This is a genomic window from Acinetobacter sp. AOR43_HL (assembly GCF_027854635.1).
Taxonomy (GTDB): domain Bacteria; phylum Pseudomonadota; class Gammaproteobacteria; order Pseudomonadales; family Moraxellaceae; genus Acinetobacter; species Acinetobacter pittii.
The window spans coordinates 73,005-88,827 of sequence record NZ_JAKTHX010000018.1 but is presented as its reverse complement, the minus strand read 5'-3'; the positions used below and the strand labels follow the sequence as shown (position 1 = coordinate 88,827).

Genomic DNA, 15,823 nt, shown 5'->3' with positions numbered 1-15,823 from the left:
CTTACATTCCCATTGGGCCGCTACGGCGACGGTTATTACTACTATTTGCTGATGCAGCAGAAGTATCTGCACTATCAGCAATGACAACTTGATCACCTTGTTTTAAGCCCGCAAGAACTTGTGCATTTACACGGTTGTTAATGCCAACCAAAATTTGAGTTGGTTTAGTTGTGCCATCAGCTTGTAATACACGTACAACACTTAACGTTAATTTACCTTGTTCAATTAACTGTTTTTGTTCAGCAGTCAAGTTTAGGCGTTCTAGACGAGCACCATTACCTTGAGATTTTTTAGCTGCTTCAGGTGAAGAACTTGATTTATCTGATGATTGGCCTGATTTTCTTTGACCTGAAAATTGTTTAGAACTCAGTGCTGATGATGGAACGAGCAGGGCATTTTTAGCTGAATTTAATACAATATAAACTTGTGCGGTCATATCAATACGCAATTTACCATCGGTATTTGGCACATCGAATAAGGCATTATAATAAACAGCAGAGCTTGTTGTTGAGCTTGTTGTACTTGTTGATTCGCTAGAAATTGAGTCTGGAGCTGGTTCAATCTGACGTAATGTTGCATAGCGCTTAGTTTCATCACCTAAAGTTGTAAAGTAAACCTGTTGTCCTTTTTCAACTTTCATAATGTCAGCTTCACTGACTTGCGCTTTAATCGTCATGTTTTGTAATTTTGCAATTTTGACAATTGTTGGCGCGCTTTGGTTTGCGTTTACGGTTTGACCTTCTTCAGTCACAATCGCGACAACCGTACCATCAGTTGGAGCAACAATACGTGTGTAACCAATATTAGTTTGTGCCGTAGATTTTGTGACTTTTGCAGATTCGATCTGTGCATCTAATGCTTTAATTTGTGCCTGAGCTGTTTTATAGCTTGCCTCAGCCGATTCTAAATCTGCACGTGGCGTTGCGTCTTGCGCATACATTTGTTGCTGACGACGGTATTCAAGTTGCTTTTCATTTAAAGAAGCAACTTGTTGAAGGCGCTGTGCTTCTAAATTTTTAATGTTTGCATCTGAAGTTTTTAAACTATTTTCTTGGGTGGTTGAGTCAATTTGTGCAATGAGTTGACCTTGTTTAACCTGATCACCCAACTGTACATACATCTTTTTAACCTGACCAGATACTTGCGCACCCACACTAATCAGTTTGGTTGCATCCAGTGTACCTGTCGCAAGTACATTATTTTCAATATCCCCACGTGTTACCTCAGCAGTAATATATTGAGGTTGCTGCTCTTTAGGCTTTAAAAACTTCCAAGCTAATACAGCAATAACTGCTATACAGAGGATAATAATAACAAGTTTGATTGGCTTTATTTTTGGCATGGTGAGAGGTCGAAAAGTTTAAAATTTAATTTAGTATAAAAGCGAAATGAGGATAAAACGTGAATTTTTATTATATTTCAAGAATGAAGAAAAATGATTCCGCCGAATTATTGTATAAATAGCGTTTTCCCACATAATTCAGCAATGGCCTGCTGCATCAAATGTTGGGCATTTTCATTCGACATACCTTTAATTGCTGCATCAACTTGCAATAGAAGGGTAGACCATCCTAAAAACTGTTGAGGATTTAATCTTCTTAAAGCTTGTTGATATAAACTGACTTTAGTTTTCCAGATACCAAGTTGTAATGCATTATGAGGCTGTTCAAATAATTGCATCAGTAAACGCATTTCTTTGCTTAGTGTCCATAAAATCAGACTTTCTGGTTCGCCAGCAGCAATTAAATATTGAAAAATTTTAATAGATTGAGCGAGATTACCTTCTAATAGTGCGTCACTTAAATCGTAAGTGGTGTAACGAGACTGATCTTGTAAACAAGCATACAGCTGTTCAATTTGAATCAGTTGTTGGTCTGGAAAAGTATCTCTTACACGCATCAAGCTATTCTTAGCTGCGAGCAGATTATGCTCATGATGCTGCATGAGCCACTGCCATGCGTCATTATCGAGTTGAATTTCAAGTTTCTCTGCTTCAGCAGATAAAATTCTTTGACGGTCTTGCGGATAGTTTGCTGTAAGGGCAACAACAACACCATTTGCTTCCACAACTTGGAAAAAAGCAGACTTTAAGCTACTACTATCTTGCTTAGGTAGAACAATTAAAAGCAGGTTATTTTCATTATGCTGAATATAGCTTTTAAGCTGTTTTAATCCATTTGCGTCAGGCTTTATATTGCCATGCACTTCAATGGCAAGCTGCTGAGAAAATAAAGATAAGCTGTTAAGCGCGTTAAAAACATTCTTCCAGTCGCTCACGCTACTAATATCATAGCGCTGTCTTTCAACTTCTTGTTGTTGCCAACTTTTACGAAAAGCATCTAATAAATTTTGTTCCAGCAAAGGTTCTTGGCCATGTAAAATCCACGCACCCCGTGCTTCCGGAATGCGTTTTAAGGCTTGTAAATAGTCAATTTTCATTGCTGGTAAAAATAAAGATTAAGGCTGAGCTTTTGGTAAACGGTTTGCTGAAATCTGACGAGTAATTTGCTGTGCAATGTCATCAATCACAATACGTTGTAAATAAGATTCTTGCTGATTTTCAGTGTTAACCGTTGCAAGATCATACTGATAACTACGAGATGCAGTTAATGAACGTGGTTCAGTAATTTTATTACCCTGACGGTCTTCAATCTGGAAGGTTACGGTTAAGCGTAATAATACTTCCGTTAGTTTTCCATTTAAAAGCTGACGACGTGGTGTGTACTCTAAAACACGGAGTACGTAGGCATCATTATCATTGCTGAATTGAACACCATTTGCAGCTAAATAAACTTTTAACTGGGTTTCTAAATCATCAGTTTTAGCTGGTAACTCAAGGCTTAATTTTTTATAAACAAGCGGAGTTGCAGTCGGGTTGGTTCCTTTTAAATGAAATCCACACCCGACTAAGCCTGCACTAAGGCCTAAGGTCAAAACAACAGCGGCTAAACGTTTGGCAAAGTGCATGCTTGATCCTCTCATTAATAACTTTAATTAAACCACGAGGTTAACTAATTTATTTGGAACCACAATTTCTTTCTTTGTTGGTCCTGTTAAGAATTGTTGAACTTCTGGAAGAGCTTTAGCTTGAGCTAATAGATCTTCTTTAGAGATATCAACCGAAACTTCAAGTTTACCGCGAAGTTTACCGTTAACCTGTACAACAATCGTTTGTGTATTACGAGTTAATGCAGAAGCATCGACTTCAGGGAATCTTGCTTCTGTTACATCTGTACCAAACTGAGCCAATAACGTTTGACTTAAATGTGGTGCAAATGGAGCAAGTAAAGTTAACAGTGTAGTGATGGCTTCACGTTCTACAGCAACGTCGTTGTCATCTTTTGCTTCAAACTTGTTGCTCGCATTTAACAATTCCATCAAAGCAGCAATCGCAGTATTGAATGCATGACGACGTTCGATATCATCACTTACTTTTTGAATAGTTTCGTGAGTTTTACGACGTAAATCTTGAGCATCTTTAGACAAGTTAGCAGCATCAATCGTAGAAGCTTGGTTGCCCTTTTCAAGGAAGCTTGCTACAAGGCGCCATACACGTTTCAAGAAACGGTTTGCACCTTCAACACCTGCATCAGACCATTCTAAAGATTGATCTGGTGGAGCAGCGAACATCATAAATACACGTGCTGTGTCTGCGCCGTATTGATCAATAATCGCTTGTGGGTCGATACCGTTGTTTTTCGACTTAGACATTTTTTCTTGTCCGCCGATCACAACTTCTTGACCATCACCTGAATATTTTGCAGAAAGAATGCGACCTTTTTCATCGCGTTCTAATTCGATATCAGCAGGGTTAAACCAAGTTTTCTTACCATTTTCTGCTTCACGATAGAATGTATCAGCAAGCACCATGCCTTGAGTTAACAAGTTGGTAAATGGCTCATTACCTTGTACTACACCTTCATCACGCATTAATTTGTGGAAGAAACGTGCATAAAGTAAGTGAAGAATCGCGTGTTCAACACCACCAATGTATTGGTTTACAGGAAGCCAGTTTTGAGCTGCTTCAGGTTTAACCATGCCGCCAGTAAAGTCTGGAGATGCGTAGCGTGCGTAGTACCAAGATGACTCAACGAAAGTATCCAAGGTATCTGTTTCACGACGTGCATCGCCACCACAACAAGGACATTTAGTTTCATAGAATTCAGGCATTTTATTAAGCGGGTTACCTGAACCATCTGGAACAACGTCAGTTGGTAATACAACTGGAAGCTGGTCTTCTGGAACTGTGACTTGACCACAAGTATCACAGTTAATCATTGGAATTGGACAACCCCAGTAACGTTGACGAGAAACACCCCAGTCACGTAAACGGAATTGAACTTTAGAATTTGCTAAACCTTGTGGTTCTAATTTTGCAAGGAATGCATCGAAAGCAGCTTGGAATTCTAAACCGTCAAACTCACCAGAGTTCACAAGTTTACCTTCTTTTGAGCCATACCATTCTTGCCACTCAGTTGCAGAGTAATCTGCATCATCAGCACCTTTGGCTTCAATTACTTGCTTAATAGGCAAGTTGAATTTGTTCGCAAATTCAAAATCACGTTCGTCATGCGCTGGTACAGCCATCACTGCGCCAGAACCGTAAGACATTAATACGTAGTTTGCGATCCAGACAGGAAGCTCTTCACCAGTTACAGGATGTTTTACAAACAAACCTGTCGCCATGCCTTTTTTCTCGGCTGTTGCCAAGTCTGCTTCTGCAACTGAACCCATGCGGCACTCTTCAATAAATGCAGCCAATTCAGGGTTGTTTTCAGCAGCTTTAAGCGCAAGAGGGTGTTCTGCTGCAACGGCAACATATGTCACGCCCATAAGCGTGTCAGCACGTGTTGTATAAACAGTTAAGCCATCAGCATAGATTTCGGTATTGGCTGAAGGAAAAGTAATTTCCATGCCTGTAGAGCGACCAATCCAGTTACGTTGCATGGTCAACACTTGTTGAGGCCAGCCGTCTTGTAGAGTGTCTAGGTCGTCTAATAATTCTTGTGCATAGTCAGTAATACGGAAGTAGTACATTGGAATATCGCGTTTTTCAACTAATGCACCAGAACGCCATCCGCGACCATTTTCAACTTGCTCGTTTGCTAAAACAGTTTGGTCAACTGGATCCCAGTTTACTGTTGAAAGTTTACGGTAGATCAGGCCTTTTTTATAAAGCTGAACAAATAACCATTGTTCCCAGTGATAATACTCTGGTGTACAAGTTGCGAATTCGCGATCCCAGTCTACAGATAGACCTAATTTTTTTAATTGGTCACGCATGTACGCAATGTTTTCAAATGTCCATTTTGCTGGAGCAACTTTATGGGCAATTGCTGCGTTTTCCGCAGGTAAACCGAATGCATCCCAACCCATAGGTTGTAATACAGTTTCACCTTTTAAACGGTAAAAACGGCTAATCACATCACCAATTGTATAGTTACGCACATGCCCCATATGCAGCTTGCCGCTTGGGTAAGGAAACATTGACAGGATGTAACGATGTTTACCTTCGACAGTGTCGGCAACTTTAAAGACTTTACGATTTTCCCAATCTTGTTGAACTGACGGTTCAATCGTGTTTGCTTGATATTCGGGGTCAATGTGAGAAATAGTCATAGACGTAAGCTATACAACAAAAATTGATATTAAAGATTGTTGCACAGCATAGCGCAAAATCGACAAAAATGCAGTTTTGGGATGGATTTATTTTCCGTTAAAAATTAAACAAGAATAAACCTGAAAAAAGCGGGGGTAGTCATAAAAAAGAAAAGTGGAAAAATCAAATAAGATGAAAAAATAGCCAGTTAAAAAATAATCATAGAAAAGTGTTTCTTTAATCTTGACTTTAGTGAATTAAACAACAAAAATGCTTCCTTTAGTTTTATATGCGATTATTTGATCACCCTTCGAATAACCGTCATGTTTTGTAATAGACATTCTCTCTAGCCGAGAGATTGATTTTACTTAAAGTATGTATATCCAGACATGCTTTATTAATGTTAAAAAAGCTTATACGGCTGAAAAACAGAAATTTTTCTATTGCAACGAAAACTAGACAATATGTGTGCTATAACAGTGCAGACAATTCAATGAATGAAACACTATTTGTGCCTTCCATAAATAGTGATAAAGATTTTAGGGTGAATCACGTTGGAACTTTTATCTGGTGGTGAAATGCTCGTTCGTGCTCTTGCGGACGAAGGCGTTGAACATGTTTTTGGTTATCCAGGCGGCGCTGTATTACATATTTATGATGCGCTATTTCAACAAGACAAAATTAATCATTACCTCGTACGTCATGAACAAGCTGCTGGTCATATGGCAGATGCTTACTCGCGTGCCACAGGTAAGACTGGCGTAGTACTGGTCACTTCTGGACCTGGCGCAACTAATACTGTGACTCCAATTGCAACAGCTTATATGGACTCAATCCCAATGGTGATTTTGTCTGGCCAGGTTGCATCACATCTTATTGGTGAAGACGCTTTCCAAGAAACTGATATGGTAGGTATTTCACGTCCAATCGTGAAACACAGCTTCCAAGTTCGTCATGCAAGCGAAATTCCTGCAATTATCAAAAAAGCATTTTATATCGCAGCAAGTGGTCGCCCTGGTCCAGTTGTAGTCGATATTCCTAAAGATGCGACAAATCCTGCAGAAAAATTTGCGTACGAATATCCTGAAAAAGTGAAGATGCGTTCTTATCAGCCACCTTCACGTGGTCATTCTGGCCAAATTCGTAAAGCGATTGATGAGCTTTTAAGTGCAAAACGCCCTGTAATTTATACTGGTGGTGGTGTTGTTCAAGGTAATGCATCGGCATTATTGACTGAACTCGCACATTTACTAGGTTATCCAGTAACTAACACACTTATGGGCCTTGGTGGCTTCCCTGGCGATGATCCACAGTTTGTGGGCATGTTGGGTATGCACGGTACTTATGAAGCAAATATGGCGATGCATAATGCTGACGTCATTCTTGCAATTGGTGCGCGTTTTGATGACCGAGTGACCAATAACCCAGCAAAATTCTGTGTGAATGCTAAAGTTATTCATATTGATATTGATCCGGCGAGCATTTCAAAAACAATTATGGCGCACATTCCAATTGTAGGGGCAGTTGAGCCTGTACTTCAGGAAATGTTGACGCAATTGAAACAATTAAATGTGTCTAAGCCAAACCCTGAAGCAATTACTGCGTGGTGGGATCAAATTAATGAATGGCGTAAAGTTCATGGCTTAAAGTTTGAAACCCCGACCGATGGAACAATGAAGCCACAGCAAGTTGTTGAAGCTTTATATAAAGTCACTAACGGTGACGCCATCATTACTTCAGATGTGGGCCAACACCAAATGTTTGGTGCGTTGTATTACAAATACAAACGTCCACGTCAATGGATTAACTCAGGCGGATTGGGCACCATGGGTGTAGGTTTACCTTATGCAATGGCTGCGAAGCTCGCTTTCCCAGATCAACAAGTTGTTTGTATTACTGGTGAAGCTTCAATTCAAATGTGTATTCAAGAGCTTTCGACTTGTAAGCAATACGGCATGAATGTGAAGATCTTATGCTTGAATAACCGTGCTTTAGGTATGGTGAAGCAGTGGCAAGATATGAACTATGAAGGCCGTCACTCAAGCTCATACGTTGAATCATTGCCTGATTTTGGCAAGTTAATGGAAGCTTATGGTCACGTTGGTATTCAGATTGATCATGCTGATGAACTAGAGTCGAAGCTTGCTGAAGCAATGGCGATTAATGATAAATGTGTATTCATTAATGTCATGGTTGATCGCACGGAACATGTTTATCCAATGCTGATTGCAGGTCAGTCTATGAAGGATATGTGGTTAGGTAAAGGGGAGCGTACATAATGAGACATATTATTTCTGTACTCGTTGAAAACGAAGCTGGTGCGCTTTCTCGCCTTGTTGGTTTATTTAGCCAACGTGGATATAACATTGAAACATTGAATGTTGCGCCAACCGAAGATCCAACTTTGTCACGTTTAACATTAACAACTTATGGTGATGACCATAAGATTGAACAGATTACAAAGCAGCTCAATAAACTTGTTGAAGTTGTAAAAGTAGTTGATTTATCAGAAGGTTCACACATTGAGCGTGAACTGATGTTGATTAAAGTAAAAGCGTTAGGTGCTTCACGTGCTGAAATTAAGCGAACAGCGGATATTTTCCGTGCGCAGATTGTAGACGTGACACCAACTACCTATACCATTCAAATAGCAGGGACAACTGAAAAATTAGATGGTTTTATCGATGCGCTTGCAGAAAACACTATTCTAGAAGTCGTTCGTTCAGGTGTATCTGGTATCGCCCGTGGCGAAAAAGTATTAGCCATTTAATTTTTTAAAAAGTATTTTAGCGGAGAACACAAATGCAAATTTTTTACGATAAAGACTGTGACTTATCAATCATCCAAGGCAAGAAAGTAGCGATTATTGGTTACGGTTCTCAAGGTCATGCTCATGCACTTAACCTTAAAGACTCAGGCGTAGACGTAACTGTAGGTTTACGTGCAGATTCAGCTTCTTGGAAGAAAGCTGAAAATGCAGGTCTTAAAGTTGCAGAAGTTCCTGCTGCTGTTAAGCAAGCTGACCTCGTAATGATTTTGACTCCAGATGAATTCCAATCACAACTTTACCGTGACGTGATTGAGCCAAACATCAAAGAAGGCGCGACTCTTGCATTTGCTCATGGTTTCTCTGTTCTTTACAACCAAGTTGTTCCACGTAAAGATTTAGACGTAATCATGGTTGCTCCAAAAGCACCTGGTCACACTGTACGTTCAGAGTTCCAACGTGGTTCAGGTGTTCCTGACCTAATCGCAATCCACCAAGATGCTTCTGGTAATGCACGTAACGTTGCTCTTTCTTACGCTTCTGGCGTAGGTGGCGGCCGTACAGGTATTATCGAAACTTCATTCCGTGAAGAAACTGAAACTGACTTATTCGGTGAGCAAGCGGTTCTTTGTGGTGGTGCGGTTGAATTGGTGAAAATGGGCTTCGAAACTTTAGTTGAAGCTGGTTATGCACCAGAAATGGCTTACTTCGAATGTTTACACGAACTTAAATTGATCGTTGACTTAATGTTCGAGGGTGGTATTGCTGACATGAACTACTCAGTATCTAACAATGCTGAGTACGGCGAATATGTAACTGGTGTTGAAGTAATCAACGAACAATCTCGTGAAGCAATGCGTAATGCATTGAAACGTATTCAATCTGGTGAGTACGCTAAGATGTTCATTCAAGAAGGTGCGTTAAACTACCCATCTATGACTGCTCGTCGTCGTCAAAATGCTGCACATGGTATTGAAGTAACTGGTAATAAGTTGCGTGCGATGATGCCTTGGATTCAAGCAAACAAAATCGTAGACAAAGAAAAGAACTAATTTTCTTTATCTAACGTTTTAAAAGAACCCTGCTTTAAGCAGGGTTCTTTATTTATACTATTTTATTTGAATATGAAAATTGCGATTAGGTCAACTTGACTAGATTAAATAAATTCTATATTTTTCATATAATTGGCTGCTTAATTTTTATTTACTTTATTGATTTATAAAGTAAAAAATACTTGACCAAAAGATAGATAATGTTATTGTTTATAACTGACTGAATAAGTCAAATTTACTAAAATTTCTTTAACATGTTTAATTGTATTTTGGGCAATGAGTTGAACAAAATAAAAAAAAGTATTGAATAATCATGGAAGTCCAATATGGGTCATGTTGATTACGATAGCACATTGATCGTCGGCTCTTTTATTGCAGCTGGCTTCATTTGTTATATTGTAATTTCCATGGAGCAGCTAATATTCAAGCAAGTCTATAAGAAATTTGAGTCCTTAATTTTATTTATTAATGGATTGCTACTCGCCTTAGCAATTAACATCGTCCATATTGTTGGTATACAAGCTTATCATCTGTTTGATGCAGCTCACTCTAATATTCCTTTAATTGCAATATCTTATGCTATTAGTGCATTGTTATCTTGCATTGCGATGTGGTTGACTTCGCGTTTTACGCTCCCTTTATTTAGACTCATTTTGAGCTCGATTATTATGGGAATCGGAATTTCAGCTTCTTATTACATTAGCATGTTGGGCTGGAATATTAATGTTTATAAAAAAGATTACACTTCGTTTTTACTTTTATTTTCTGTATTAATTGCAATGAGTGGTTCAGGGCTAGCATTTTTATTAGCCTATAAATTAAAAGACACTGAACGATATCGCTTAACTTTAAAAATCGCATTTTCGGTTATGATGACCTTAAGTATTATGGGGATGCACTACACAGCGCTTATTGCGACAAATATTACTGATAAATTTATTAGCCAATATCAGGCTGAGCATGACTTATTATTATTTACAATTATTCTAGTCACCTGTTTGGTCCTCGTAGCAAGTTTTATTGTTGCAATGTTAGAGCAACGCCTTACTCAACAGAATTTAGAGCTGCGAAAAGCAAATAAAGAATTAGCTAACCTATCTATACAAGACAATTTAACCAAATTACCTAACCGCCTTTATTTAGTGGATTATGCTGAAGTATTACTTTCAGATCATCGATACAAAGACCAGAAAATTGCTTTCTTATACATTGATTTAGATCGATTTAAATCGGTGAATGATGCATTTGGACATCATGTGGGGGATCAATTACTTATTCAGATGGCGAACCGCTTACATTGGCAACTCAATGAGAAGTGCAAACTGCTTAGAATTGGTGGTGATGAGTTTTTGCTTATTGCAGAAAATACCAATGCAGATGAAGCAGTTATTTTGGCTGAGAAAGTTTTACAGCTGATTCAAGAGAGTTATCAGATTTCTGGTAAAGAAATTAATATCTCTGCAAGTTTAGGGGTAGCACTATTTCCTGAGCACGGACAAAATGTTCAGGACTTACTCATGAACGCTGATGCCGCGATGCTCATGTCTAAAGAGCAAGGCCGAAATACTTACACCATCTTTAGTTATTCAACCCATCAACAAGAAACGAGAAGTCAGTCAAAACTGATCAATGATCTTTATAAGGCCGTAGAAGAAAAGCAGTTCATCCTATATTACCAACCAAAATTTAATACGAATCTTGAAGTCTGTGGCGTTGAAGCATTAATCCGTTGGAATCATCCAGCTTTAGGAATACTCACACCGCATATGTTTATAGAAGGTGCAGAAAAAACGGGTTTGATCATTCCAATGGGATATTGGGCACTTGAGCAAGCTTGCCTGCAAATTCAAGAGTGGGAACGCAGTAACACCCCATTTTATCCAGTCGCAGTAAACCTATCTGCACTACAGTTCGAAAATAAAAAATTATTTAGTACACTCGAAGCATTATTGAAAAAATATCAAATTCAACCTCATCACTTAATTGTTGAGATTACTGAATCAACTGCAATGCGACATATTGATTTAAGTATTCGAGCTTGTGAGCGACTACGTGATATGGGCATTCGAGTCGCAATTGATGATTTTGGAACAGGCCATTCAAGCTTTTTATATTTAAAAGATTTACCTGTAGATGAATTGAAAATTGATCGTGGTTTTATCGTTGACTTAAAACCAGGTTCAAAAGAAGAAGTTATATTAGAAAGTATAATACATTTAGCTAAAAAGTTAGGTTTAACCGTAACAGCGGAAGGGGTGGAAACTCAACAGCAAGTTGAGATTTTAACCCGTTTAGGTTGTCAGCAATTTCAGGGTTATTTATTAGGAATGCCTGTTCACGTCGATCAACTGATTGAATCTCAAGGCGCTCACTTCGCTTAATCTTTTCTATATCGATTTTTAAACCTAACATTTCCTTTTAATTTTATCTTTAAAGAACAATTAATTAAAATAAATTTATCTTCTAAAACACACCTATATATTTGTAGTAGTGAATAGTATTAGTTTCTCAATTAGTTGAGTATTTTACATATAATAATTTATAAATATATACTGTAAGTATAAAGTAATTCTAATAAATTGATGTTTGTATTTTATAAAATATAATAAGTTAAAAGGGTTGTTATAAAATATTGTGAAGTTTATATAATAATTAGAATTAATGAAGATAGAACTAAATAAAAATATTAATTTTTATAAAATATAAATCTATTAATTTTAGGGGGTGAATAGATTTTGGGTGGAGTTAGAGAGTAGACTCCACCGAACAAAAAATAACTTCTATCTTTATTGAAATATAAAAACTTAATTAATTTATAAATTAAATAGTTGCATACTCTTGAACTGTTTCTAATTCAATAATTTTGTTTATATAAGACCACGTTTGTTCTGGGTTAATCTTTCCTTTATTTATAGTGCCATCAATAATGATTCCATCTACAATGTTAAGAAAGAGCCCTGTTAGGATTTTTGTGTTTTCTACTTCTAACTCCGAAAGAGCTGAGAAAACTAATGAGTAAATCCACTCCCGATACTCATTAATTTGATGCTTAATAGAAGGGTACAATTGCATAACTTCGATTGTCGCTTTTTTAAATAAGCAGCCATTAAAGTCATCTGTATTAATCCAGTCGATATACCAATTAAATATCTTTTTTAATTTAATCAGTGGGTTAGTGGTATTTTTAATTTTTTCCAATATTGAATATTGGATCTCTAAATTTCTTTTATAAAGACATTCTTCAATTAAGGCTTCTTTAGAAGAAAAGTATTTATAAAAAGTCATTTTTGCAACATTTGACTCAGCAATAATGCGATCAACACCAATAGAAGTATAGCTTTTTTGGTTAAAGAGGGATGTTGCAGTTGTTATAATAGTTTCTCTTTTTGTCATCGGGTTCCCCGTTGCGGATATTTTTTGATTAACTTTGCTATTGTAAAGTGTATAAGCTTAAATAAAACTTATTTTATAGTATTTAAAAAATTATATTTATTCAATAGCTTGGTTAATTTAAAAAACAACATATTATATATTTAATTGGCAATAGTTTACTTTTTTAAATATTATTAATTAATCCGTTGATTTGTTGAGATAATACACATAGTATCAACTTGTTAAGTATGGGTGTGCGGAATTTATTTTAGCAATTGAATGCAAAATTGTAATAAAGAGAGAGCCTATAACTTAACTATAAGAAAAACTTTTTACAGAGAATCATTATGTTAAAAAAATTTGAAGACTTTAATAATCCAAGAGAAAAAGCATTGCAGGGGATGAGAAATAGTATTCCTGCAAAACAATGGGATGAAAATTTACAATTTCTTAAACAGTTAAGAAAAACGATTGCAGAATTACCAGTTTGCAACCATCCTGCTATTGAACTGTTAAACGGTGGATATCTTGATAAACAACGTTTGACTCTTATTCATTTAGAATATCGTCATGCGATTGTACAAATTTTTACTGATGCTCTATTAAAGGCTCAATTTTTAACAAAACAATTGGAACCTAAACTTCACTCTGGGGCGAAGATGTATCCACGGGTATTATTAAGTTTAAATATACTTGATGAGTTTGGTTTTCGCCCTGGTTTAGACAAAGATAATTACTATCTGGGTAATCCTGAATATGCTCATTATCCTTTATATGAAGATTTACTTAATGATTATGGTTTAACGGAACTTGACCGTCGTAATTATAAACCATCAAAATTTGCAGATCAGGTTAGATCATTTTTAGAATCTTCTTATGATAGTTATATTAATGTCGTGGCATTATTAGCTGTTGCAGAAGAAGAAGTCATTCTTTTCAGTCCTCCATTACGTCAAGCAACCAAATTCGTAAATATCGATGTTGAAGGTGGTGGTTATTACTATGTACATGGTGTATCTACGGATGAAACATCTGAGGCCGCTGATGACGATCATGAAGATGACTTGTGGTTTGCATTAGCACAAGCAATTACAAAAGATGATTATGAAAGCTTAACCAAGCTATGTATTGATTACTGTGCTTTATGGAATGAGTTTTGGGATGCACAAATTGCAGATGTTCAATTCATTGAAGAAAAGAAATTGGCGTAAAGATTCTATTAAGTCTTAATCAAGCCCCATCTTAAACAGGTGGGCTTTTTTAATTGTAAAATCTCTAAGAAGTTAAACTACATACTCAAAAAAGCTCATGAGTAACTCATGGCTTACCAACAATCATTAAACAGTTCTATAAATCTGCTACAATTACGCCAATTTTTATTTTGATCGACTTTAGGTCTTTGGCACTGCAATCTCCGCAGTAGGTGTATTTCATGAGTTTTAAAGATGAGTTAGCGGCACAGGTTGCTCAACGCCGCACATTTGCCATCATTTCCCACCCCGATGCCGGTAAAACCACCATGACAGAGAAATTGCTGTTATGGGGTAAAGCAATTCAGGTTGCAGGGATGGTAAAAAGCCGTAAATCTGACCGTGCAGCTACATCTGACTGGATGGAAATGGAAAAAGAGCGTGGAATTTCGATTACCACTTCTGTTATGCAGTTTCCTTATAAAGGTCACACCATTAACTTACTTGATACACCGGGGCATGAAGACTTCTCTGAAGATACTTATCGTACCCTAACTGCAGTTGACTCTGCATTAATGGTGATTGATGGTGCAAAAGGTGTCGAAGAACGTACCATCAAATTGATGGAAGTTTGTCGTATGCGTGACACTCCGATCATTTCATTTGTAAACAAGATGGATCGTGAGATTCGTGAACCACTTGAGTTACTGGATGAAATTGAGAATGTCCTCAATATTCGCTGTGTACCCATTACATGGCCATTAGGGATGGGACGTGATTTTGCTGGTGTATACAACATTCTTGAAAACAAATTGTATGTCTATAAAGCAGGCTTTGGCTCAACTATTACAGATATTGAAGTACGCGAAGGTTATGACCATGCAGATATCCGTGAAAAAGTAGGTGAGCTGGCTTGGGCATCTTTTGAAGAGTCACTTGAGCTTGTACAAATGGCGAATGAGCCTTTGGACCGCGAATTATTTTTACAAGGTAAACAAACTCCAGTTCTATTTGGTACAGCATTAGGTAACTTTGGTGTTGACCACGTGTTAGACGCATTTATGAATTGGGCACCAGAACCTAAAGCACATCCAACACAAGAGCGTGTTGTCGATGCTAAAGAAGAAGGTTTTTCTGGTTTCGTCTTTAAAATTCAAGCCAACATGGATCCGAAACACCGTGACCGTATTGCCTTTATGCGTATTTGCTCAGGTAAATATGAAAAAGGTTTGAAGATGAATCATGTACGTATTGGTAAAGATGTTCGTATTAGTGATGCATTGACATTCCTTGCGGGTGAACGTGAACATCTAGAAGAAGCGTGGCCAGGTGATATTATTGGTTTGCATAACCACGGCACAATTCAAATTGGTGATACTTTCACAAGTGGTGAAAATCTACATTTCACAGGTATTCCGCACTTCGCACCAGAGATGTTCCGTCGTGTGCGTTTGAAAGATCCATTAAAGTCAAAACAATTGCAAAAAGGTTTGAAAGAGTTGTCTGAAGAAGGCGCAACTCAGGTATTTATGCCACAAATTAGCAATGACTTGATTGTGGGCGCAGTTGGTGTGCTTCAGTTTGATGTGGTTGCTTACCGTCTGAAAGAAGAATATAAAGTTGACTGCGTGTATGAGCCTGTAAGTGTTAATACGGTTCGTTGGATTCATTGTGATGATGATAAGATTCTCAATGAATTTAAGAAAAAAGCACATGATCAGCTTTCTATCGATGGTGGCGGTCACTTAACTTATCTTGCGCCAAGTCGTGTCAACTTGCAGATTATGCAAGAGCGTTGGCCTGATATTCAGTTCCGTAACACGCGTGAACACTAATCTTTAAG

General features: G+C 37.5%; 11 protein-coding genes. 6 read left to right on the top strand and 5 right to left on the bottom strand.

Annotation, left to right across the window (positions count from 1 at the left end):
- Position 1: 1 nt before the first annotated feature.
- The 4 genes from MKL33_RS07290 to leuS form a co-directional block, all read right to left on the bottom strand.
- Positions 2-1,342 carry a MacA family efflux pump subunit gene (locus MKL33_RS07290; protein WP_032005587.1) on the bottom strand — a complete coding sequence of 447 codons (1,341 nt, stop codon included), beginning with the start codon at positions 1,340-1,342 and terminating at the stop codon, positions 2-4.
- Positions 1,343-1,449: 107 nt separating this feature from the next.
- Positions 1,450-2,439, bottom strand: coding sequence for a DNA polymerase III subunit delta (gene holA / locus MKL33_RS07285; protein WP_032005214.1), 990 nt, complete (start codon positions 2,437-2,439; stop codon positions 1,450-1,452).
- Positions 2,440-2,457: 18 nt separating this feature from the next.
- Positions 2,458-2,967 (bottom strand): LPS-assembly lipoprotein LptE, encoded by a 510-nt coding sequence (locus MKL33_RS07280; protein ID WP_002115142.1) that lies wholly within the window; start codon positions 2,965-2,967, stop codon positions 2,458-2,460.
- 27 nt (positions 2,968-2,994) lie between these two features.
- On the bottom strand, positions 2,995-5,619 hold the full coding sequence (leuS, locus tag MKL33_RS07275) for a leucine--tRNA ligase (protein WP_270906731.1): 2,625 nt from the start codon (positions 5,617-5,619) through the stop codon (positions 2,995-2,997).
- A gap of 534 nt (positions 5,620-6,153) precedes the next feature.
- On the opposite strand from leuS, the gene MKL33_RS07270 reads away from it, so the two are divergent.
- The 4 genes from MKL33_RS07270 to MKL33_RS07255 all read left to right on the top strand — a co-directional run bounded on the left by MKL33_RS07270 (position 6,154) and on the right by MKL33_RS07255 (position 11,799).
- Positions 6,154-7,878, top strand: coding sequence for an acetolactate synthase 3 large subunit (locus tag MKL33_RS07270; protein ID WP_069036276.1), 1,725 nt, complete (start codon positions 6,154-6,156; stop codon positions 7,876-7,878).
- Positions 7,878-8,369, top strand: a complete 492-nt coding sequence (ilvN, locus tag MKL33_RS07265) for an acetolactate synthase small subunit (protein WP_002114824.1) — start codon at positions 7,878-7,880, stop codon at positions 8,367-8,369. Before MKL33_RS07270 ends, ilvN begins: the two co-directional genes overlap by 1 nt.
- A gap of 32 nt (positions 8,370-8,401) precedes the next feature.
- The gene (gene ilvC, locus MKL33_RS07260; RefSeq protein ID WP_002115094.1) at positions 8,402-9,418 is read left to right on the top strand and encodes a ketol-acid reductoisomerase; all 1,017 of its coding nucleotides are present in this window, start codon (positions 8,402-8,404) and stop codon (positions 9,416-9,418) included.
- Positions 9,419-9,744: 326 nt separating this feature from the next.
- On the top strand, positions 9,745-11,799 hold the full coding sequence (locus MKL33_RS07255; protein WP_262461759.1) for a bifunctional diguanylate cyclase/phosphodiesterase: 2,055 nt from the start codon (positions 9,745-9,747) through the stop codon (positions 11,797-11,799).
- 439 nt (positions 11,800-12,238) lie between these two features.
- Here the strand turns inward: MKL33_RS07255 and MKL33_RS07250 are convergent, their stop codons facing one another.
- Positions 12,239-12,811: a TetR/AcrR family transcriptional regulator gene (locus MKL33_RS07250; protein WP_270906730.1), complete on the bottom strand. Its 573-nt coding sequence runs from the start codon at positions 12,809-12,811 to the stop codon at positions 12,239-12,241.
- A 326-nt stretch (positions 12,812-13,137) separates the two neighbouring features.
- On the opposite strand from MKL33_RS07250, the gene MKL33_RS07245 reads away from it, so the two are divergent.
- Together MKL33_RS07245 and MKL33_RS07240 are read left to right on the top strand one after the other, a co-directional pair.
- A complete protein-coding gene (locus tag MKL33_RS07245; protein WP_270906729.1) occupies positions 13,138-14,001 on the top strand; it encodes a hypothetical protein in 864 nt (287 codons plus the stop codon).
- A gap of 221 nt (positions 14,002-14,222) precedes the next feature.
- Positions 14,223-15,815, top strand: coding sequence for a peptide chain release factor 3 (locus MKL33_RS07240; RefSeq protein ID WP_002117155.1), 1,593 nt, complete (start codon positions 14,223-14,225; stop codon positions 15,813-15,815).
- Positions 15,816-15,823: the final 8 nt, after the last annotated feature.